The 21,917-nt window shown below is 70.9% G+C and carries 17 protein-coding genes and 1 pseudogene; 9 read left to right on the top strand and 9 right to left on the bottom strand.

The window, feature by feature from the left end; all coding sequences use genetic code 11:
• Positions 1-229: 229 nt before the first annotated feature.
• Positions 230-640, top strand: a complete 411-nt coding sequence (locus V1227_RS02200) for a hypothetical protein (RefSeq protein WP_329790727.1) — start codon at positions 230-232, stop codon at positions 638-640.
• On the opposite strand, the gene V1227_RS02195 is transcribed toward V1227_RS02200, so the two are convergent.
• The gene (locus V1227_RS02195) at positions 633-1,646 is read right to left on the bottom strand and encodes a LacI family DNA-binding transcriptional regulator (protein WP_329790726.1); all 1,014 of its coding nucleotides are present in this window, start codon (positions 1,644-1,646) and stop codon (positions 633-635) included. The genes V1227_RS02200 and V1227_RS02195 overlap by 8 nt on opposite strands.
• A gap of 180 nt (positions 1,647-1,826) precedes the next feature.
• Here V1227_RS02195 and V1227_RS02190 point away from each other — a divergent pair.
• The 6 genes and pseudogenes from V1227_RS02190 to V1227_RS02165 form a co-directional block, all read left to right on the top strand.
• Positions 1,827-1,973: pseudogene (locus V1227_RS02190) on the top strand (rhamnose ABC transporter substrate-binding protein); the annotation flags it as partial.
• 1 nt (position 1,974) lies between these two features.
• Positions 1,975-2,286 carry an L-rhamnose mutarotase gene (locus V1227_RS02185; RefSeq protein WP_329790724.1) on the top strand — a complete coding sequence of 104 codons (312 nt, stop codon included), beginning with the start codon at positions 1,975-1,977 and terminating at the stop codon, positions 2,284-2,286.
• An 18-nt stretch (positions 2,287-2,304) separates the two neighbouring features.
• Complete coding sequence (gene rhaI / locus V1227_RS02180) at positions 2,305-3,459, top strand: L-rhamnose isomerase (protein ID WP_329790723.1); 1,155 nt, start codon at positions 2,305-2,307, stop codon at positions 3,457-3,459.
• The gene (locus V1227_RS02175) at positions 3,459-5,483 is read left to right on the top strand and encodes a bifunctional aldolase/short-chain dehydrogenase (RefSeq protein ID WP_329790721.1); all 2,025 of its coding nucleotides are present in this window, start codon (positions 3,459-3,461) and stop codon (positions 5,481-5,483) included. Before rhaI ends, V1227_RS02175 begins: the two co-directional genes overlap by 1 nt.
• On the top strand, positions 5,480-6,778 hold the full coding sequence (locus V1227_RS02170; protein WP_329790720.1) for a rhamnulokinase: 1,299 nt from the start codon (positions 5,480-5,482) through the stop codon (positions 6,776-6,778). The genes V1227_RS02175 and V1227_RS02170 overlap by 4 nt, the downstream gene beginning before the upstream one ends.
• Before the next feature lie 16 nt (positions 6,779-6,794).
• The gene (locus tag V1227_RS02165) at positions 6,795-8,030 is read left to right on the top strand and encodes an SGNH/GDSL hydrolase family protein (protein WP_329790718.1); all 1,236 of its coding nucleotides are present in this window, start codon (positions 6,795-6,797) and stop codon (positions 8,028-8,030) included.
• A gap of 127 nt (positions 8,031-8,157) precedes the next feature.
• Here V1227_RS02165 and V1227_RS02160 read toward each other — a convergent pair whose 3' ends face one another.
• Positions 8,158-10,416 carry a cellulase family glycosylhydrolase gene (locus V1227_RS02160; protein ID WP_329790716.1) on the bottom strand — a complete coding sequence of 753 codons (2,259 nt, stop codon included), beginning with the start codon at positions 10,414-10,416 and terminating at the stop codon, positions 8,158-8,160.
• A gap of 317 nt (positions 10,417-10,733) precedes the next feature.
• Here V1227_RS02160 and V1227_RS02155 point away from each other — a divergent pair, with 317 nt between their 5' ends.
• Together V1227_RS02155 and V1227_RS02150 are read left to right on the top strand one after the other, a co-directional pair.
• Positions 10,734-13,019, top strand: coding sequence for a rhamnogalacturonan lyase (locus V1227_RS02155; protein WP_329790714.1), 2,286 nt, complete (start codon positions 10,734-10,736; stop codon positions 13,017-13,019).
• A gap of 43 nt (positions 13,020-13,062) precedes the next feature.
• Complete coding sequence (locus V1227_RS02150) at positions 13,063-14,028, top strand: acetylxylan esterase (protein ID WP_329790712.1); 966 nt, start codon at positions 13,063-13,065, stop codon at positions 14,026-14,028.
• Between the two features lie 61 nt (positions 14,029-14,089).
• Here the strand turns inward: V1227_RS02150 and V1227_RS02145 are convergent, their stop codons facing one another.
• From V1227_RS02145 to V1227_RS02115, 7 genes are all read right to left on the bottom strand, one after another.
• Positions 14,090-15,880, bottom strand: a complete 1,791-nt coding sequence (locus V1227_RS02145; protein ID WP_329790710.1) for a rhamnogalacturonan lyase — start codon at positions 15,878-15,880, stop codon at positions 14,090-14,092.
• 75 nt (positions 15,881-15,955) lie between these two features.
• Positions 15,956-16,666 (bottom strand): cupin domain-containing protein, encoded by a 711-nt coding sequence (locus V1227_RS02140; protein ID WP_329790709.1) that lies wholly within the window; start codon positions 16,664-16,666, stop codon positions 15,956-15,958.
• Complete coding sequence (locus V1227_RS02135) at positions 16,660-17,541, bottom strand: PmoA family protein (RefSeq protein WP_329790708.1); 882 nt, start codon at positions 17,539-17,541, stop codon at positions 16,660-16,662. Before V1227_RS02135 ends, V1227_RS02140 begins: the two co-directional genes overlap by 7 nt.
• Positions 17,523-18,605 (bottom strand): Gfo/Idh/MocA family protein, encoded by a 1,083-nt coding sequence (locus tag V1227_RS02130; protein ID WP_329790706.1) that lies wholly within the window; start codon positions 18,603-18,605, stop codon positions 17,523-17,525. Before V1227_RS02130 ends, V1227_RS02135 begins: the two co-directional genes overlap by 19 nt.
• Positions 18,602-19,912 (bottom strand): ABC transporter substrate-binding protein, encoded by a 1,311-nt coding sequence (locus V1227_RS02125; protein WP_329790705.1) that lies wholly within the window; start codon positions 19,910-19,912, stop codon positions 18,602-18,604. The genes V1227_RS02130 and V1227_RS02125 overlap by 4 nt, the downstream gene beginning before the upstream one ends.
• Positions 19,913-19,927: 15 nt before the next feature.
• Positions 19,928-20,770 carry a carbohydrate ABC transporter permease gene (locus V1227_RS02120; protein WP_329790704.1) on the bottom strand — a complete coding sequence of 281 codons (843 nt, stop codon included), beginning with the start codon at positions 20,768-20,770 and terminating at the stop codon, positions 19,928-19,930.
• The gene (locus V1227_RS02115) at positions 20,760-21,683 is read right to left on the bottom strand and encodes a carbohydrate ABC transporter permease (RefSeq protein WP_329790703.1); all 924 of its coding nucleotides are present in this window, start codon (positions 21,681-21,683) and stop codon (positions 20,760-20,762) included. Before V1227_RS02115 ends, V1227_RS02120 begins: the two co-directional genes overlap by 11 nt.
• Positions 21,684-21,917 lie beyond the last annotated feature (234 nt).

The following is a 21,917-nucleotide window of genomic DNA, read 5'->3' as shown; positions in this document are numbered from 1 at the left end:
TCACGGGCCTGCTGTGCGTCGCGGTCACCGGGAGCGCGAACGCCGTCGTCAACGGGCAAAACTCTCTCATCCACCCGCGAGGGCTCGTCACGGCCGCGTACTGCGTGTTCCGGCGTACGCGGAATGAATTCACACCACGATCAATGGCCCCTCGCGAGGTTCTTCACGTCGTGGCTAATGTCGGTTCGCGGCCGCATTCAGCCCTCCCACTCGAACGAGGTGAACAATCGTGCGTGCAATTTCGGCGTTCGTGCTGACCGGTGCGGCATTGATGGCGAGCGCAGTGCCGGCATCGGCGGCGCAGGTCGAAGCGTCCCTCGCGCTGCAGGCACAGGCGCGGCTGGAGGCACGGGGTGCCGCCGTCACCGTGCCGACCCGCGTGATGTGCGAGAACGGCGCCACGGGGTCGATGTGGCTCCAGGTCACGCAGAACGTGCGCGGTGAGCTCGCGATCGGCGACAAGTACACGCCGAGCGTTCCGTGCACCGGCGGTTTCCACCAGGTCGACGTGACCGTGGTGTCGCGCACGAAAGCATTTCGGCCGGGCGTCGCGTTCTCGACCGCGTCGTTGAACGCCTACCTCCCGCCGGACAATTCGCGCACGGTCGAGGAAGACCGCGTGATTTCCATCGTCAGGTAGTCCGCCGCACCGCGGTGGACGTGCGGACCACGAGCTCCGGCTGGAACTTCACGTGCCGGTGCTCGTGGTCCGCGTCGTTCTCCGAGAGCAGCAGCCGGGCGGCGGTGCGGCCGAGCTGCTCGCGCGGCTGGCGCACCGACGTGAGCGGCACGGCGGCGGCCGCGGCGAACTCGATGTCGTCGTAGCCGACCACGGCGAGGTCGTCCGGGACGCGCAGGCCCTGCTGGGTCATCGACTGCAGCAGGCCGAGCGCCAGCAGGTCGTTGGCGCAGAACGCCGCCGTGGGCCGGCGCGAGGCGGGCAGGCCGGCGAGCCTCTCCCCCGCGCCCCTGCCCGCCGCGACCTGCAGCCCCCTGGTCTCGAGGAACGTCAGCGCGTCCGCGGGCAGCCCGGCGCCGGCGAGCGCCCGCAACGCGCCTTCACGCCGGTCGCGCACCTGCTGGATCGACAGCGGGCCGCCGATCATGGCGATGCGGGTGTGACCGTTCTCGACGAGGTGGGTGACCGCGAGCTCGCCGCCGAGCACGTCGTCCACCGCCACCGAGCACCGCGCCCCGTCCGAGGCCTCGCGGTCGACCAGCACGACCGGCGTGCCGCGGTCGGCGAGCTGCGCGCTCTCGCCGTCGACCGGGGTGATCAGGATGCCCTCGACCCGCTGCTCGTGCAGCAGCTCCAGGTACTCGCGCTCACGACCGCCGTCGGAGGCGCTGTTGCACAGGAACAGCGCGAACCCCGCCTCCCGCGCCGCGTCCTCCACGCCGCGCGCCACGTCGGTGAAGAACGGGTTCGCCGCGTCGAGCACGACGTAGGCGAGCACCCGGCTGCGGCCCGCGCGGAGCTGGCGCGCGGACTCGTTGCGCACGAAGCCGAGCTGCTCGATCGCGGCCAGCACCCGCTGCCGCGTCGCCGGAGCGACGACGTCGGGCCGGTTCAGCACGTTCGAGACGGTCGCGTTGGACACGCCGGCGTGCTGCGCGACGTCGCGGATCCCCACTGACGGCTTCACCGGCGGCTCCTGTGTTGAAACGTGACAACGAATCGTACCCGGCAGCCCTTGACATGGTGGCGCAGCACACCCAGAGTGCTCGTTACTCGGCGTTTAAAACGTTTCAACATCGAGGAGACGGACGTGGACCGACCTCCCGGGGTGGCACTGGACGAGATGAGCAAGTCCGTCGGCGCCGCGGCGCTCGCGTCCGGGCAGCTCACCGGTGCCGAGGGCGAGAAGCTCACAGCGGGCGATCTCGGCGAGTACACCGTGGGCGCCAGGGGCGAGGTCGTACTCGGCCCGCCGGTGTTCGACGAGGACGCCATCGACCAGTTCGACTTCTGACATGCGTGTCTGCTTCACGTTGCGGGTGCGCCCGGACCGGCTCGAGGAGTACCGGGCGCGCCACCGCGACGTGTGGCCCCAGATGCGGGCAGCCCTCACCGAGGCGGGTTGGCACAACTACTCGCTCTTCCTCGCCGAGGACGGCCTGCTCGTCGGCTACCTCGAGTGCGACGACTTCGACGCTGCCCTCGCGGAGATGGCGCGCACCGAGGTCAACGCGCGCTGGCAGACCGAGATGGCGGAGTTCTTCGTCGGTGACGGCAACGCCGACGAACGGATGCGGCCCCTCGACGAGGTCTTCCACCTCGACTGAGTTTGGGGAGAACACACCATGAGCGTGAAGGACGCGCTGCGCGAGCAGCGGATCGAGACCCCTTCCTGGGCCTACGCGAACTCGGGCACCCGGTTCAAGGTGTTCGCGCAGCAGGGGGTCCCGCGCACGCCGTACGAGAAGATCGACGACGCGGCGGTGGTGCACCGGCTCACCGGGGTCGCGCCGACCGTCGCGCTGCACATCCCGTGGGACAGGGTCGACGACTACGGCAAGCTCGCCTCCTACGCGAGGGACCGCGGTGTCGCGCTCGGCGCCGTCAACTCCAACGTGTTCCAGGACGACGACTACAAGCTCGGCAGCGTCTGCCACCCGGACCCGCTGGTGCGGCGCAAGGCGGTCGGGCACCTGCTCGAGTGCGTCGACATCATGGACCAGACGGGGTCGCGCGACCTCAAGCTGTGGTTCGCCGACGGGCTCAACTACCCCGGCCAGGACAACATCCGCGCCCGCCAGGACCGGCTGGCCGAGGCGCTGCGGGAGACGTACGCCCGGCTGGGTGCGGATCAGCGGATGCTGGTCGAGTACAAGCTCTTCGAGCCCGCGTTCTACGTGACCGACGTGCCGGACTGGGGCACCGCGTACGCGCACTGCCTGACGTTGGGCGACAAGGCGCAGGTGGTGATCGACACCGGACACCACGCCCCCGGCACGAACATCGAGTTCATCGTGTCGTTCCTGCTGCGGGCGGGCAAGCTCGGCGCGTTCGACTTCAACTCGCGCTTCTACGCCGACGACGACCTGATGGCCGGGGCGGCCGACCCGTTCCAGCTCTTCCGGATCATGCACGAGATCGTGCTGGCCGACGCGCTGAAGCCGGCGGCGGGCATCGCGTTCATGCTCGACCAGTGCCACAACCTGGAGCCGAAGATCCCGGCGATCATCCGGTCGGTGCTGAACGTCCAGGAGGCCACGGCGAAGGCGCTGCTCGTCGACCACGGCGCGCTGGACTCCGCCCAGCGGGCCGGTGACGTGCTCGGGGCGAACGCCGTGCTGATGGACGCCTACAACACCGACGTGCGGCCGCTGCTGCGGGAGCTGCGCGAGGACATGGGGCTGGACCCCGACCCGATGGCCGCTTACCGGCGGTCCGGGTACGCCGAGCAGATCGTCCGGGAACGAGTCGGCGGCGAGGCCGCCGGGTGGGGTGCGTGATGAGCGAGGTCGAAGCCCTGCTGGGCCGCAGCAACCGGCTCGGAGCGGATCCGCGCAACACCAACTACGCGGGCGGCAACACCTCGGCCAAGGGGTCCGGCGTCGACCCGGTGACCGGGCAGCCCGTGGACCTGGTGTGGGTCAAGGGGTCCGGCGGCGACCTGGGCACGCTGACCGAGTCCGGGCTCGCGGTGCTGCGGCTCGACCGGCTGCGGGCGCTGACCGAGGTGTACCCCGGCGTCGAGCGCGAGGACGAGGTGGTCGCCGCGTTCGACTTCTGCCTGCACGGCAAGGGAGGCGCGGCGCCGTCCATCGACACGGCCATGCACGGTCTCGTGGACGCGGCGCACGTCGACCACCTGCACCCGGACGCGGGCATCGCGTTCGCGACGGCGGCCGACGGCGAGGCCCTGGTCAAGGCGTGCTTCGGCGACCGCGTGGCGTGGGTGCCGTGGCGGCGGCCGGGTTTCCAGCTGGGCCTGGACATCGCGGCGGTCAAGCGCGACCACCCCGAGGCCGTCGGCGTCGTGCTGGGCGGGCACGGCATCACGGCCTGGGGTGCGACGAGCGAGGAGTGCGAGGCGCACTCGCTGGAGATCATCCGGACCGCCCAGCGCTACCTCGACGAGCACGGCCGCCCGGAACCGTTCGGCCCGGTGGTGCACGCGCCGCTGCCGGAGGCGGACCGCCGTCTCAGGGCCGCCGAGCTCGCGCCGGTCGTCCGCGGCCTGGCCTCCACCGACAGCCCGCAGGTCGGTCACTTCACCGACGCCGACGTGGTGCTCGACTTCCTGTCCCGCGAACGGCACCCGGAGCTCGCTGCCCTCGGCACGTCGTGCCCCGACCACTTCCTGCGCACGAAGGTCCGTCCGCTGGTGGTCGACCTGCCGCCCGTCGCGCCACTGGAGGACGTGGTGGCACGTCTGAAGGAGCTGCACGAGGCCTACCGCGAGGAGTACCGGGCCTACTACGAGCGGCACGCGGAGCCGGACAGCCCGCCGATGCGCGGCGCCGACCCGGCGATCGTGCTCGTGCCGGGCGTCGGCATGTTCAGCTTCGGCAGGAACAAGCAGACGGCGCGCGTCGCGGGTGAGTTCTACGTCAACGCCGTCAACGTGATGCGGGGCGCCGAGTCGGTCTCGCGGTACGCGCCGATCGAGGAGCGCGAGAAGTTCCGCATCGAGTACTGGGCGCTCGAGGAGGCGAAGCTGCGGCGGATGCCGGAGCCCAGGCCGCTCGCCACGCGCGTCGCGCTCGTCACCGGTGGCGGATCGGGCATCGGCAGGGCGGTCGCGCACCGGCTGGCGGCCGAGGGCGCGTGCGTCGTCGTGGCCGACCGCGACGGTGCCGCGGCACGGCAGGTCGCCGAGGAGATCGGGTCGGCGGACGTGGCGGTGCCGGTCACCGTGGACGTCACCGACTCCGCCGCCATCGCCGAGGCGTTCCGCGCCGCGGCGCTCGCGTTCGGCGGCGTGGACCTGGTGGTCAACAACGCCGGTCTGTCGATCTCCAAGCCGCTCGAGGAGACCACCGAGGCCGACTGGGACCTGCAGCACGACGTCATGGCCAAGGGCTCGTTCCTGGTCTCCCAGCAGGCCGCGAAGGTCATGCGCGCCCAGGGCACGGGAGGTGACATCGTCTACATCTCCAGCAAGAACTCGGTGTTCGCCGGGCCGGACAACGTCGCCTACGGCGCGGCCAAGGCCGACCAGGCGCACCAGGTGCGGTTGCTCGCGGCGGAACTCGGTGGCGACGGCATCCGGGTCAACGGCGTCAACCCGGACGGCGTGGTCCGCGGGTCCGGGATCTTCGCCGGCGGGTGGGGCGCCCAGCGCGCCGCCGTGTACGGCGTGCCGGAGGAGGAACTCGGCGCGTTCTACGCCCGGCGCACGTTGCTCAAGCGCGAGGTGCTGCCCGAGCACGTGGCCGCGGCGGTGTTCGCGCTGACGGCGGGCGACCTCTCGCTGACGACCGGCCTGCACGTGCCGGTCGACGCCGGTGTCGCAGCGGCGTTCCTGCGATGACGGCGGTCGCCGCGGTCGACCTCGGCGCGTCCAGCGGCCGCGTGGTGCGCGGGGTCGTCACCGGCGGCCGGGTCGCGGTCGAGGAGGTGCACCGGTTCCCCAACGGCCCTGTGCACTCCGGCGGCCGGCTGCGTTGGGACCTGCGCGGCCTGTACCGCGAGATCCTCACCGGGCTGAGCCTGGCCGGTGAGGTCGGCAGCATCGGCGTCGACAGCTGGGCGGTCGACTACGGCCTGCTCGACGCCTCCGGTGAGCTGCTCGGCGACCCCGTGCACCACCGCGACCCCCGCACCGGGGACATCGAGCCGGAGGAGGGTCTCTACGAGGTCAACGGCCTGCAGTTCCAGCCGTTCAACACGATGTTCCAGCTGCGCGTGGAACCGCTGCTCCCCCGCGCCTCCCAGCTCCTGCTGATCCCGGACCTGGTGTCGTACTGGCTGACCGGCGAACGCGGCGCCGAGTACACCAACGCCACGACCACCGGCCTGATCGACGTCCGAACAGGACGGTGGTCGCCGTCGCTGACCCGCGACCTCCCACCCGGTCTGCTGCCGGAGCTGCGCCACCCCGGCGACCCGGCGGGCTCCTGGAACGGCGTCCCGGTCACGGCGGTCGGCTCGCACGACACCGCGTCCGCCGTCGTCGCCGTCCCCGCAGGGACCGACCGGTTCGCTTACATCTCGTGCGGCACCTGGTCGTTGGTCGGTGTGGAGCTGACGGCTCCCGTGCTCACCGGGGAGAGCAGGGCGGCGAACTTCACCAACGAGGGCGGTGTCGACGGCACGATCCGCTACCTGCGCAACGTGATGGGCCTCTGGTTGCTGCAGGAGTGCCTGCGGACGTGGGGCGCTGAGCTGGAACCGTTGCTGCGCGAGGCGTCGAACGCCACCGGTTCGACGTTCGACCCCAACGACCCGGTGTTCCTCCCGCCCGGCGACATGCCCGCCCGCATCGAGCGGTGGTGCGGGAGGAGCATGACGAGGCCGGAGATCGTCCGGTCCGTTCTGGACAGTCTCGCTCTCGCTCACCGCGACGCCATCGCGGACGCACAACGGTTGTCCGGCAAGGAGGTCGAGGTCGTGCACGTCGTCGGAGGAGGCTCGCGCAACGCGTTGCTGTGCCAGCTGACCGCCGACGCGTGCGGACTCCCCGTCGTGGCGGGACCGGCCGAGGCCACCGCGATCGGCAACGTCCTCGTGCAGGCCCGTGCCGCGGGGGCCGTCGAAGGCACTCTCGCCGAACTCCGGGAACTGGTAGGAAGGTCGCAGCCGCTCCAGCGTTATCTGCCCCGCTGACGAAAGGACGGCACAGATGCGCAGGCGCTCCTTCCTCGGCCTGGCCGCCACCGGCGTTCTCACCCCCGCCGTGGCGCAGGCCCGGGTCCCCCGCCGGACCCGCTGGCTGACCACCTGGGCGGCCATGCCCCAGCTCACCGAACCGCACAACATGCCGCCGGCGCCCTTCACCGGCGACGGCCTGGTGCTCGCCGACGCCACGCTGCGCCAGACCGTCCGCGTCACCGCCGGTGGCACCCGGCTGCGGCTGCGCTTCAGCAACGCGTTCGGGGGCGCGGTGCTGCCGCTCACCGCCGTCACCGTCGCCCGGCCGCAGGGCGGTCGTGCGGGCACCAGCGCGGTCGAGCCCGGTTCGGTGCGCCGGGTGACGTTCAGCGGCCGCACGTCCGCGGCTGTCCCGGTGGGCGCTCTGGTGGTGTCCGATCCGCTGGACTTCGCCGTCGAGCCCGGCACGAACCTGACCGTGACGGCGTACCTCGCGCGCGGCCAGGCCTCCACCGACATCACCTCCCACCCCGGTTCCCGCACGACGTCCCACCTGATCGCCGGCGACCACACCGAGTCCGTCGCGCTGCCGGGCGCGACGCCGACCGACCACTGGTACTTCCTCAGCGGCGTCGAGGTGCCCTCCGCGGCGGACGCCGTCGTGGTGATCGGTGACTCCCTGACCGACGGCCGGGGCTCCACCACCAACGGCAACGACCGCTGGCCCGACCAGCTCTCCGACCGCCTGCGCGGCCGGGTCGCGGTGGTCAACCAGGCCGCGGGCGGCAACCGCGTGCTGCAGGACGGTCTCGGTCCCAGCGTGCTGGCGCGCCTGGACCGCGACCTGCTGACCCAGAGCGGGGTCAGGTGGCTGGTCCTGTTCGAGGGCGTCAACGACATCGGCACGGCGGACGCGACCGACGTGGCGCAGAAGGCGGTGGCCGAGGACCTGATCGCCGCCTACCGTCAGGTCCTCGACCGCGCCCACGCCCACGACATCGAGGTCTGCGGTGCGACGCTCCTGCCGTTCGGCGGCCACGGCTACGACGACGCCGGAGGCTTCCGCGAGTCGGCCCGGCAGGCGGTGAACCACTGGATCCGCACCAGCCGGCGGTTCGACGCCGTCCTCGACTTCGACGCCGTCGTCAGGGATCCCGCGAACCCGCGACGGCTGCTGCCCGTCGCGGACGTCGGGGACGGCCTGCACCTCAACCCCACCGGGTACCGGATGCTGGCGGAGTCCGTTCCCCTCGGGCTCTTCCGCTGACGTCCACCTGCCGTGCGGCACCGTCACCGCCGAGGAGCCGGGAGTAGTGGTTGGGTCCGCGGAGGCAGGTCGAGGCAGACGACAACAGGCTGTCCGCAATCGGACAGCCTGTTGAATCGTTCAGATCTCAACCGGTCGTGCAGGTGCTCCCGTTCAGCGTGAAGGACGACGGCGCCGGGTTGGAGCCGCTGTACGTGCCGTTGAACCCGATGCCGGTCGACGCGTTCGGCGCGAGCGAGCCGTTCCACGACAGGTTGGTCGCGGTGACGTCGGCACCGGACTGCGCGAACGTCGCACCCCAGCCCGGCAGCGTGACGCGCTGGCCGTTGGGGTAGCCGAAGGCGAGCGTCCAGCCGTTGATCGCGCTGGTGCCCGTGTTCGTGATGGTGACGTTGGCGGTGAAGCCGTTGCCGCCACCCCAGTTCTGGGCGGAGTAGGCGACCTTGCAGGTGCCCGTGCCGCCACCGGCGCTCGTGGTCGCCGTGCCGGCGGCCGAGACCGCCGAGACGTTGCCGGCCGCGTCCCTGGCGCGCACCTGGTAGCGGTAGGTGGTCGACGGGGTCAGGCCGCTGTCGGCGAACGTCGTCGTCGCCGACGAGCCGACCTGCGCGAACGAACCGCTGCCCGTCGCGCGGAGCACGTCGTAGCCGGTGACGCCGACGTTGTCCGTGGACGCGGCCCAGCTCAGCGTGAGGCCGGTGGACGTGACGCCCGAGGCCGAAGGGGTGCCGGGCGTGGTCGGCGCCTCGGTGTCGGCGGGACCGCCACCGCCGTAGATCGTGGCCTCCTTCGAAGTCTGCCGGACTCCGTTGGCGCCGTTGAGGAACCGCTCACCCCAGGGCGTGAGGCTCGCCGGGTTGAACGAGGTGACCATGTCCAGGTAGCCGACGTCACTGCTGTTGCCGCTCCACGACCAGCCGAGGTAGCCGAGGCCGCGCGCCTGGGCCTGCGCCATGATCGTGTCCTCGTCGGGGTCGCCGTCGCTGTGGTTGTGCCCGAACTCCCCCACCACGAGCGGCAGGCCGGCGGTGCGGAACGCGTCGAAGTAGGCGTTGACCTTGTCCGCGGTGTTGTAGACGCCGTACATGTGGATGGAGAACACGGTGTTGCGCTGCGGGTCGGCGTTGAGCACCGAGGCCGCGCCGTCGCGCATGATGTTGCCCCAGTCCTGGCCCCACATCGGCGCGTCGGCCATCAGCAGGTGCTGCAGCCCCGCACCGCGCAGGCGGCTGATCGCGCTGCTCGTGGCGCTCGCCCACGTCGCGCTCACCTGGGCGTTGTTGCCGAACGGCTCGTTGCCGAGGTTGATGACGACGTAGTTCTCCTGCCCCTTGAGCGCGCTCGCCACGCTGATCCAGTACGTGGCGGCCTGGTCCAGGGTCGCGGCCCCGCTCTGCTCGCCGTAACCGGTGGTGTCGTGCACCTCCAGCACGCAGATCAGCTTGTTCTGCTTGCACAGCGAGATGACGCTCGAGACCTCGGACGCGGGCGTCGGGCCCCAGCGCTGGCCGCTGCCGAGCACGACGCGGACCGTGTTGGCGCCGAAGGACTTGATGTCCGCGAACGCCCTCGTCTGCGACTGGTACCAGACGTGCGCGTGGTTCACGCCGCGCATCACGAACGGGGTGCCGTCGGCCTCGACGACCCGTGTGCCGTCGACGCGCAGACCCACCGCCGCCGGGGGTTGCGAGCCGAGCGCCGCCACGACGGCCGGGTACCAGCGGCTCTCGATCTTCTGGATGCCGGTGGAGCTGTTCGGGTGCACGCCGTCGGTGGTGTCGGCCGCGGTGTCGAACCCGGTCCACTGGTCGACCACGGTGATCGGGGACGCCGCGGTGCTGTTCGCCCGCGCCCAGCCGGGGATCGCGGCGTTCAGGTCCGCGACCCGCTGCGCGCACGCCGTGCAGTTCGACGGGTTCATCGGGATGATCTGGGCCACCACCAGCTTGATCGCCGGGTTGCTCGCCCGCATCTGGCCGAGCATCGTGGTGTAGGCGCCCAGGATCGTGTTCGCCGGGATGTTGTTCCAGACGTCGTTGGTGCCGAGGTGCATGAGGACGACGTCGGGACGCGCGGACGACAGCCAGCCGGGCAGCCGGTTGTCGCGCACGATGGTGGTCGCCAGGATGCCGCCGTGGCCCTCGTTGTCACCGTCGTAGGTGAACCCGCAGCCCGGGGCGGGCAGCGAGCCGACGAAGTCGACGCTGTGCCCGGTGTCCTGCAGGTGCTTCGCGAGCAACGCCCGCCAGCACCCCGGCGAGCCGGTGATCGAGTCACCGAGCGCCATCACCCGCGGTGGTGCGGCGTTCGCCGGGGACGCGGCGACGACGACGCAGGCCGCCAGCAGCAGGCCGGTCACCACCGCTCGGAGAAATCGCAAGGTCACGACGACCTCCTGGGAGGAAGAGGGGCTGGTCTGTCCGGTTCTGGGAGCGCTCCCGGAACCGGGACACTAACCAGCCGATGACCCGACGACACCGCCGAGTGGACCACCGCGAACGCCTGTCGACCGCGGACAACCGGCTGACCTCGACATGTCCCGCCGGACAGGCCCCGCACCGACTCACCGCCATCGACTCGCCGTTCGCCCCGTTCGACGGACCTCGTTCGAACGGCGTCGCGAATTCGACTCGGAAAACGCTTTCCGCATTCAACAGCACCAACTCTTGCGCTGCTCGGCGCGAACGGGTCATGGTAGCGGCCGTGGATCTGCGACGAAGCGCTCTGCTCCCGCTGGTGGTCACCGCCCTCATCGCCGCACAGGCTCCTGCCTCCGCGCGGGCTGCCGGGGACGAGAGGCGGGACCTCGCCGCACCGCCCGCCGTCCCCGAGCGGCTCGACCGGGGGCTCGTCGCGGTCCCCGCGGCCGGCGGCGTGCACCTGAGCTGGCGGCTGCTCGGCCACGAGGCCACCGGTGCGACCGCGACCGGGCTCGCCGGTCCGGACTTCGCGGTCTTCCGGGACGGCAGGCGGATCGCGACCGTCACCGGCAGCACCACCCACACCGACCCGGACCCCCGGCCCGGCGCGCGCTACCAGGTGGCTCCCGTCGTGCGCGGGGTGCCGCTCGGGCGCGGCCGGCCGGTGACGGCCTGGGCCGCGCCGCACCACGACCTCCCGCTGCGCAGGCCCGCCGACGGGGTGACGCCGGCCGGCGAGAGCTACACCTACTCCGCCAACGACGTCAGCGTCGGCGACGTGGACGGCGACGGCCGGTACGAGTACGTCGTGAAGTGGGACCCCGGCAACTCCAAGGACGTCTCGCAGGCCGGCTACACCGGGCCGGTGCACCTCGACACGTACCGCCTCGACGGGACGCTGCTGCACCGGATCGACCTCGGCGTGAACATCAGGGCGGGCGCGCACTACACGCAGTTCCTGGTCTACGACTTCGACGGCGACGGCAGGTCCGAGCTGATGACGAAGACCGCGCCCGGCACCAGGACCGTGGGCGGGGACGGGCGGTCGCGGTACATCACCCTGCCGCGCGAGGACGTCCGCGCGGGCCACGCGCACACCGACGACTACCGCCTGAGCGCCGACGGGTACCGCACCCACCTCATCGGCGTCTTCCGCGGCTGGCACGCGCACCCCGAGGTCGTCGCCGGGCGGTGGCCCGCGACGCTGGAGCAGGCGTTGGGCCTCGACCCGCGCTACGCCTACCCGTTGTCCGAGACCGACGCCGCCGCGCTCGCCGACCACTTCATCGACGTCTACGCGCCCTCCCGCAGCGTCAACAACCGGTTGCGCCAGTTCGCCGGCTTCGTCGTCGACGGCCCGGAGTACCTGACCGTGTTCGACGGCGCGACGGGCCGGGAGTTGCAGACCGTGCGCTACGAACCGGGCCGCGGTGACGACGGGCTGATGTGGGGCGACTACGCCATGAGCCGCATCGAGCCGGGCAACCGCGTGGACCGGTTCCTGTCCGGGGTGGCCTACCTGGACGGCAAGCGACCGTCCGCGATCTTCGCCCGCGGCTACTACACCCGCTCCACGGTCGCCGCCTACGACTGGAACGGCCGCAGTCTCACGAAGAGGTGGCTCGCCGACAGCGGGCACGTGCCGATGGCGAACCCGTTCCGCGACACCCCGCACGGCCGTGACGGCACGAACCCGAGCCACGCGAAGCTCACCACGCAGGGCGCGCACTCGCTGAGCGTCGCCGACGTCGACGGGGACGGCCGCCACGAGATCGTCTACGGCGGCGCGACGCTCGACGACGACGGCTCGCTGGAGTACAGCTCCACGGGCGTGCTGCCACCGGGCAGCGCCGATCCCGGTGCGGTGGCGCGGATCGGTCACGGCGACGCCCTGCACGTCACCGACGTCGACCCGGACCGCCCTGGTCTGGAGATCCACATGGTGCACGAGGGAGCGCGTTCGGCGCCGTACGGCTACACGCTGCGCGACGCGCGAACCGGGGAAGTGCTCTACGGCGGCTACTCCGGGATGGACACGGGCCGCGGCATGATCGGCGACGTCCGGCCGGACGTGCGCGGCATCGAGACGTGGGCGTCGATGCCGAGCGGCTCGGACTCCTCGGGCCTCTGGAGCGCGGACGGCCGCCGGCTGGACACCCGCTCTCCGGGGACGAACATGAGCATCCGCTGGGCGGGCGACCTGACCACGCAGATCGTGAACGGCGCCCAGGACGCCACCCCGACCGTCGACGACTGGCGGCGCGGCACGCTGTTGACGGCCACCGGCACGCGGACCAACAACGGCACCAAGGGCACCCCGTCGCTGGTGGCCGACGTCCTCGGCGACTGGCGCGAGGAACTCCTCGTGCGCACCCACGACAGCTCGGCGCTGCGCTTCCACCTCAGCACCGAGCCGACGAACCACAAGATGTACACGCTGATGCACGACCGCCAGTACCGCGTCGAGGTCGCCCGCCAGCAGACCGCCTACAACCAGCCGCCCCACCCGGGCTTCCACCTCGCCTCGGACACCGATTGGTCGCGCGTTCCCCTGCCGCCGCGCCGCTGACCCGTGTGAAGATCGCAGTGACCGCTCGAGTGAGGAGATCTGCGTGCCCGTCGTCGACATGCCCGAGGAAGACCTGCTCCGGCACCGCGTCACCACCCCGGAACCGGACGACCTCGACGAGTGGTGGGCGGCCCGGCTGGCCGAGACGTCGGCCGCCGCGAGCCCGCCCGTGCTGACGCCGCACGAACCGGACCTGTACCGGCCGCTGGTGGTGCACGACGTGGAGTTCTCCGGCGCCCACGGCCACCCCGTCCGCGGCTGGTACCTGCGCCCCGCGGGCGACGACCCGTTGCCGGTGGTCGTGACGTACATCGGCTACGGCGGCGGCCGTGGTGTCCCCGCCCAGCACACGCTGCTGCCGAGCCTCGGTTTCGCGCAGTTCGTGATGGACAGCAGGGCCCAGGGCGGCCGCTGGTCCGTGGGCGCCACCGCCGACGCGGGACCGGGCACGGGTCCCGAGCACCCCGGCGTGATGACCAGGGGCATCTCCAGCCCGGAGGGCTACTACTACACGCGGCTGTTCCTCGACGCCGCACGGGCCGTGGACGTCGTCGCCGAACTACCGGGCGTGGACCCCGGCCGCATCGCCGTGACCGGGGGCAGCCAGGGTGGCGCGCTCGCGCTGGCCGCCGCCGCGTTGCGCGCGGACCGCGTGAAGGTCTGCCACTCCGACGTGCCGTTCCTGTGCGACCTGCACCGCGCGGTCCGCATCGGCACCACGCCGCCCTACACGGAGATCAGCGACTTCCTGGCGCAGCACGACGCTCTCGTGCCCACCGCCCTGAACACCCTGCGGTACGTCGACTGCGCCCTGCTCGCCCGGCGGATCACCGCGCCGACGTTGTTCAGCGTCGGGCTGATGGACGAGACGTGCCCGCCGTCCACCGTGTACGCGGCGTACCACGAGGTCCGCGCGCCCAAGGAGATCACGGTGTCGCCGTTCGGCAAGCACACCACGCCCACCAGCCACCTGGAGACGCAGCTGCGGCACCTGCGTCAGCACCTGTAGGCCGTTCCCGGTGGCGCGACCGGCCCGCCGTGCTCGTGCCGCGCCACCACCTCCCCCGCCCTCAGGGCGTGGCGAAGCTCGGGTGCGGCGGCTGGTTGTAGGCGGTGTTCTGGAACGCCACCGCCACTCGGTACTGCCGGTCCTGCATCAGCGACACCCGCCGGATGTCCGTCGGCTCGGTGGTCGAGTAGATCCGCAGCGCCCGGTTGTCCGAGGTGCGCCAGACGACCTCCTCGCGCCAGTCACCGAGGATGTCCGCGGACAGCGCCGGCGTGGACTTGGTGCCGTTGTTCGACGCGACACCGGACCCGGTGAGCAGCCTCGTGTCGCCGTTGGGGCCGTACTTGTCGATCGTGGTGCCGTTCAGCAGTTCGCGCTGGGCGTCGCCGTCCCACCAGATCACGAAGTTCGTGGAACCCGGCTTGCGGGCCGAGACCTGGGCGCCCGTGGTGGCGCTGCGCAGGCCGGCGACCGACGACGACCACGCCTCCGCGCCGGGGTTGCCCGCCCAGATGTCGGCGGCCACCGCCCTGCCGTTGTCGCAGCCGCACGACGGCGCGCTCCAGATGATCTGGCCGGTCCGCGCGTCGCCCATCCAGTGCGTGAGGTCGGTGGTCGACTCCGACGGCTTGAAGACCTCGAGGCCCGCGCGGGACGGGATGAAGTCGCCGACGTGCAGCGCGTCGCCGTGGCGGGTGCCGTTCTGCCACAGGCCCCGGCCGTTGTCGTCGATCGCCATCGAGCCGTAGACGATCTCGTCGCGGCCGTCGGCGTCGACGTCGGCCACCGAAAGCTGGTGGTTGCCCTTGCCCTCCCAGGCCGCGCGGTTCGGCTGCGCGGCCGAGTCGAACGTCCAGCGCTGGGTGAGCTGGCCGCCCCGGAAGTCCCACGCGGAAATCACGCTGCGGGTGTAGTAGCCGCGCGCCATGACGATGCTCGGCCGTGATCCGTCCACATAGGCCGTTCCGGCGAGGAACCTGTCGACCCGGTTGCCGTAGTTGTCGCCCCACGACGAGACGTTGCCGCGCGGCGGCACGTAGCTCTCGGTGTCGAGCACCGCGCCGTCCGTGCCGCGGAACACCGACAGGTACTCGGGTCCGGCGAGGACGTAGCCGCTGCTGTTGCGGTGGTCCGCGCCCGAGTTGCCGATCACCTGGCCCGTGCCCGACCGCGTGCCGTCGGCGGTCTTCACGGCCACCTCGGCGCGACCGTCGCCGTCGTAGTCGAACACCTGGAACTGCGTGTAGTGCGCGCCTGCCCGGATGTTGCGGCCGAGGTCGATCCGCCACAACCTGGTGCCGTTCAACCGGTACGCGTCCAGGTACACGTTGCCCGTGTAGCCGGACTGCGAGTTGTCCTTGGCGTTCGTGGGATCCCACTTCAGCACCAGGTCCTGCTCGCCGTCGCCGTCGAGGTCGCCCACCGACACGTCGTTCGCCACGTAGGTGTACGCCTCGCCCGACGGGGTCGTTGCGCCGGGAGGGATCTGCAGGGGGACGTCCCTGCTGGTCGCGAGCGTCCCGACGGACCGCGTGACCGCCGCCGGTTCCACACCTCCGACCACCGGGCGCACCGAGTAGGACGCGGTCGCGGGCGCACCCGCGTCGAGGTAGCTCGTCGCCGTGGTCACCGGAGCCCGGTTGACCCGCACGCCGTCGCGGTAGACGTTGAACGCCACGTCCGCCGCGTCCGAGCCGAGCAACCGCCACGACACGAAGTTCCCGTTGCCGTGCACCGACCTGGTGCTGACCAGCCCGCGCTCCTGCACCTCGTCCGCGAGGGCGGGAACGCCGGCCGCGGTCAGCGCCACCGCGAGCAGCACGCTGAGTCTCGCCGAATTGAAACGTTTCATACCGGTGACGGTAGCGTCGAACAGGTCGAAAGGACCGCGCCGAAATTCTTCGACTCGAATCGACGAAACCGTTGATCAGTAGGGAGATTCGCCCTCGGACGGGTCGTGGGCGTCGAGCCTGCCGCACATTCCGAGGCGTTGCGGTCCCGGCGCCCGCACCACGTGGATGTCCGCCTCGGCGAGATGCGCGATCTCCCCGTCCCGCAACAGGGTCACGTGCTCCCCGGTGCGTTCGGCGGAGGCCAGCGCCCCGCCACGCCACCGCTCCTCCCAGTCGTCCAGCACACCCCGCTTGAGGCGGACGGCGGCGCGGTAGAAGTCGTCGAGCGCCGCGTCCTCTCCGGACTCGACCCGCCGTCGCAGCTCCAGGAACCCCTCCAGGGCCAGGTCCCGGCGTCGTCGAGCAGCCTTCTCGTCTCCCGCCCCGGCATGGGCGAGATAGCTCTCCTCGTCGGCGAGCACCTCGGCGGGGAACGGGAACACCGCGTCGCCCGCCTCCGGCAGGCCGCTGTTCTGCATCACGACGATGATCCGCAGGTCGCCGTCGTTGACCAGGCGGTGGACCGTGCCGGGCGTGAACCAGGCGACGACCCCCTCGTGCAGCGCGGTTTCGGCGAACCCGCGCCGGGTCAGCGTCTGGACGCTGCCCCGCCCGCCGATCACGTAGTAGCACTCCGCGCAGGCCAGGTGCACGTGCGGCGACCCGCCGCACACTCCGTCCACAGCGGGCCAGTCGTACACCCGCAGGCCGGAGATGCCGATGCCGCCGGGGAAGGGGGTCACCACGGGTGCGCCTCCACGTAGGACTCCAGCCGTTCCCGGTCCCACTCCCCGGTGGCGACGACGAGCCGGTACCGCAGCTCCAGCACCGCACCGGGAGGCAGCTCGACCGTGTCGTGGAAGGCGAAGGACGGGTTGACCGCCGCGAACGGTGTGCTGCGCACGAACCAGTGCGTGCTCTTGTTGTCCGGGTGGTCGAGGAACAGCAGGGTCGACGACCGGTCCACCTCGTCGTGCCGCCCGACGAACGCGAGCCACGGCGCGGCCTCGCCCATCATCTCCTGCCCCGCTCCCCCACCGGCGGCGATCACCTCGCCGCCGGTGAAGGAGCGCGGTCCGCGCCAGAAGAAGCCGGTGTAGCCCGCGAGCTCACGGCCGTTCGTCGTCGGGCTGCCGAAGACCAGGGTCTCCGACCGGAGGTTCGTGAGCGCCGTCGCGAACTCGAGCGTCCACGAGTCGTCCTCGACGTCGCGCACGGCGAACGAGCGCCGCTCACCGACCCAGTGCTCGCCCGCCTCGGTGAACCACGACAGCAGCTCCTCGACGTGCGGCCCGTCGACCGCGAACCCGTCGTGCCGCATGGTGCCGACGTTGGGCAGCACCACGTAGCCCTGGTCGCGCACGTAGGTGACGCCGCCCCAGAAGTTCTCCCCCGACACGTCCGTCGCGGTCATCTGCACGCCCTTGTGCCACCGGTGGTCGTGCGGCCGGAACGCCGTCACGACATCGCCGGCGAGCGTGCGCGCGGGGTGCAGGTAGGGCTTCGGGCCCTCGAACGCCGGCGTCGACGGCCGGTGCACGTACCGGAAGATCTCGACGTCACCGGCGGATGCGACGAGCTCCTCGTCGTCGTGCCGCAAAGTCACCGAGCGGTCGCCCACGGGGCACCGATCCCTTCCATCGTCGCGTAGAACGGGCTGCCGGGGCCGATCTGGCCGGCCTTCACCACGGTCCCGGTGAACGCGGAGGCGTACAGCGCGGCGATGAACTCCATCGTGATCCGCGTGTCCGCCAGCGCCACCGGTGGCGGTGCGCCCTCGTCCAGGGCGTCGAGGAGCGCCTCGACCTGGCACCGGTGACCGCTGACGATCCCCGACCGCCCCTCGCGCCAGCGCACGGCGACGTCCTCGTGGCCGGGAGCCGGGGTGATCGTCCAGTGCGCGTCGGTGTAGCCGTACAGGTGCTCGACCTCGACCGTGGCGCGTTCGAAGTCGAACCTCAGCTCGGAGGTCTCCCGCGGCGAGAGCAGGGAGTTCACCACCGAGGCGACAGTGCCGTCGGCGAAGGTCACCAGGGCCATCGAGACGTCCTCGGTCTGCACGTCGCGCGCCTGCCGTGCCGCGACCGCCCGGATCTCCCGCCACGGTCCCAGCACCGACAGCAGCAGGTCGAACTGGTGGATGCCGTGGCCCATCGTCGGGCCACCGCCCTCGCTGTCCCACGTCCCGCGCCACGGCACCTCGAAGTAGGCGTCGCCGCGGTACCAGAGGGTGTCGCACTTCGCGACGAACGACCGCCCGAGCACGCCCTCGGCGACCAGGCGCCGCAACCGGAGCGCGGCGGGGCCGAAGCGGTGCTGGAACACCGTCGCGACCCGACCCGCCGAGCGCCGTTCGGCCGCGATCAGCGCGTCGACCTCGCTCAGCGACATCGCCGGGGGCTTCTCCACCAGCACGTTCACCCCGGCGGCGAGGCAGTCGAGCGCGAGCGGCACGTGGTGGCGCGGTGGCGTGCACACGTGCACCAGGTCGAGGTCCTCCGCGTCGAGGAGCGCGGCGGGAGTGGGGTGCGTCCGCGGCACACCCCACTCCCGGGCGAACGCCGTCGCCCGATCGGCGTCCACGTCCACGACAGCCACGAGCTCGACGCGCTCTCCCGCGGCCCGCAGCGCCTCGGCGTGGGCGGCGGCGATCGAACCGGTGCCGACGACGGCGGCGCGCCTCACCGCGCCGCGTCCACTTCGGACTGCACTTCCCTGATGAACGACGCGGCGGCCTGGTCCGGTGTCGTCCGGCCGAACAGGACGTCCTCGGTGTGCCGCTTGAGGATCGTGTCGAGCGTGCTGGCGCCGTTCGGCGTGATCCGCGGCGGGTCGCTCACGGGCACCGTGTCGAGGTACTCCTTGGCGGCCTTGTCCGTGTCCTTGAGCTGTCCCGAGATCGTCTCGCGGATCTTCTGGTTCGCGGGCACACCGCGCTCGGTCAGCAGCACCTTGGCCGCCTCCTCGTCGTTGGCGAGGAAGTTCACGAACGCCGCCGCCTCGGCCGGGTACTTCGACCGCGCGGAGACCGACCAGAACATCGACGACTTGTAGTAGGCGCCGGGCGCCTTGCCCTGCGTCTCACCGGGCAGCCGCAGCAGCTTGAGCTTGGCACCGCTGGCGGCCGTCAACGCCGTCAGCTGCGTGTTCCACCACAGGCCGAACGCCGCCGTGTTCGTCGCCGTAGCCGACTGGTTGAGGCCCGCGGAGGCCTTCTCGATCGTCGCGGACGGCGACATCGCGGCACCCGACTTCGACAGGTCGAGGATGTACTGCCAGTAGTCGCGCGCGATCTCCTGCGGCAGCACGACCTTGGCGTCGGCGTCGAACATCGCGTGGCCCTGCTGCCGCGCCCGGATGCTCAGCCCGGCCGCGTCGTTGATGCCGGGCGACTGGACGCCGAACACCGCGCCGCCACCGGCCTTGGAGACCTGCTCGCCGATGGTCTTGAGGTCGTCCCACGACCACTTGGTGTCGTCCGGCACCGGGATGCCGTACTTCGCGAGCAGGTCGGTGTTGACCATCATCGAGTACATGCCGAGACCGACCGGCAGCCCGTACCGCTTGCCGGCGATCGTGCCCGTGGCGAGCGCCTTCTGGTCGAAGTTCGACGTGTCGAGGTGCTTCTTGGCCTCGTTGAGGTCGAGCAGCGCACCGCGCTCGGCGTAGGAGGCGATGTAGAGCTCGTCCATCTGCATGACGTCCGGGGCGTCGTTGGCCGCCATCGTGGTGGCGAGGCTGTCCCAGTAGCCGTTCCACTCCTTGAACTCACCCTTGACGGTGATGTTCGGGTGCTTGCGCTGGAACATGTCGATGACCTGCTGGGTGCGCTTGTGCCGGTCGTCCGCGCCCCACCACGTGAAGCGCAGCGTGACCTTCTCCGTCGTCAGGTCACCACCGGCCTCGGACCCGGATCCGCAGGCCGCGAGCAGGGACGCGGTCACCGACAGCAGGACCGCCCACGCGGTCCCGCGGCGAACACCTCTGAGCATGGGCTTTCCCTCCGGCTACTTGCCCCCGGTCGTCGCGATCCCCTTGACGAGGTACCGCTGGCCGACGAGGAACGCGAGGAAGATCGGGACGAGCGACACGACGCTCATCGCGAACTGCGAGCCCCACGACGTCGCGACCGTCGAGTCGACGAACGACCGCAGGGCGACGGGAACCGTGTACATCTCCGGGTCCGTCAGGTAGATCAACTGGCTGAAGAAGTCGTTCCACGTCCAGATGAACGTGAAGATCGTGGTGGTGGCGAGCGCCGGCGTCATCAGCGGCAGCACGATCCGCAGGAAGATCCGCGGGTGCCCGCACCCGTCGATCCGCGCCGCCTCGTCGAGCTCGCGCGGCAGGCCCCGGATGAACTGCACCATCAGGAACACGAAGAACGCGTCGGTGGCGAGGATCTTCGGCACGATGATCGGCAGGAACGTGTTGACCCACCCGATCTGCGAGAACAGCACGTACTGCGGCACGATGATCACGTGGATCGGCAGCATGATCGTGCCGAGCATGATCCCGAACCACCACCGCTTCCCGGTGAACTGCAACCGCGCGAACGCGTACGCCGCCATCGAGCAGGACACCAGGTTCCCCACGATGCACCCGAGCACCAGGACCGCCGAGTTCAGCAGGTACGTCCCGAACGACGGCGTGAGCGCGTTCCACCCCTCGACGTAGTTCTCGGTCTGGAAGCTGTCGAGGATCAGCCCCGGGCTGCGGAAGATCTCGTCACCGGGCCGCAACGAGCTCACGACCATCCACAGCACCGGGTACAGCATCACGAACCCGATCAGCACGAGCCCGGCGTGCTTGAGCGGCACCGAGATCCTTCTGCGGACGTCAGTCGTCATAGAACACCCAGTACTTCGCCGCCCAGAAGTTGACCGCGGTGAAGGCCGCGATGATCAGGAGCAGGAACCACGCCAGCGCCGACGCGTAGCCCATGTCGAACCGGCTGAACCCCTGCTGGTAGAGGTAGAGCGTGTAGAACATCGTCGAGTCCGACGGCCCTCCCGTCCCCCCGGACACCACGAACGCCTGCGTGAACGACTGGAACGCGTGGATGATCTGCAACACGAGGTTGAAGAACAGGATCGGCGACAGCAGGGGCATCGTGATCCGCCGGAAGCGCGACCACCACCCGGCCCCGTCGATGGCGGCGGCCTCGTAGTACACCACCGGGATCTGCCGCAACCCGGCCAGAAAGATGATCATCGGCGACCCGAACGTCCACACGTTCAACACGATGAGCGTCGACAACGCCGTGTCGGGGTCCGAGATCCACCCCTTGCCCTCGACCCCGAAGAACCCCAGCACCCGGTTGACCAACCCGTCGGTGCCGAACACCTGCGTCCACAGCACCGCGATCGCCACGCTCGACCCGAGCAGCGAAGGCAGGTAGAACGCCGACCGGTAGAACGCGAGCCCGCGCAACCCCTTGTCGAGCAAAAGCGCGACGCCGAGCGCACACGCCAACTGCAACGGCACGGACACGAGCACGTACGTGAACGTCACCCGCAGCGCGTTGTGCAACCGCTCGTCACCGAGAACCCGCGCGAAGTTGTCCAGCCCGATGAACCGAGGGGGCTGGATGAGGTTGTACTTCGTGAACCCGAGCGCGAACGAGGCCAGCACGGGTCCGACCGTGATGAAGACCAGCCCGGCGAACCACGGCGCCAAGAACCAGAACGCCGCCTTGTTGTCGCGTTTGCGGACCTGCACACCACCCCGGCGCAGCTGCCGCAGTTCGTCGAGGGCGCTCATGAACTCCTGACCCCGTCGTCGGGAAAACGCTTTCCGGAGTCTGCATCGGTGCACCACCAGCGTCAAGGGAGGTGTCGAACGCCGTCGAACCCTTCGTCGAACGCCGTCGGCGTGTTTCGATTCTGGTCCTTTGTGGACAGAAGTGGGTCTGCGAAGAGTCGGGGGCGACAGCCACGAGCCGACTCGCAACACAAGCCGGGCGCGCGCACGCAACCGCACTCGCCGACGCAAGGC

It is taken from the genome of Lentzea sp. DG1S-22, assembly GCF_036321065.1.
Classification (GTDB): Bacteria; Actinomycetota; Actinomycetes; order Mycobacteriales; family Pseudonocardiaceae; genus Lentzea; species Lentzea jiangxiensis.
This window is presented reverse-complemented; position numbering and strand designations above follow the sequence as displayed.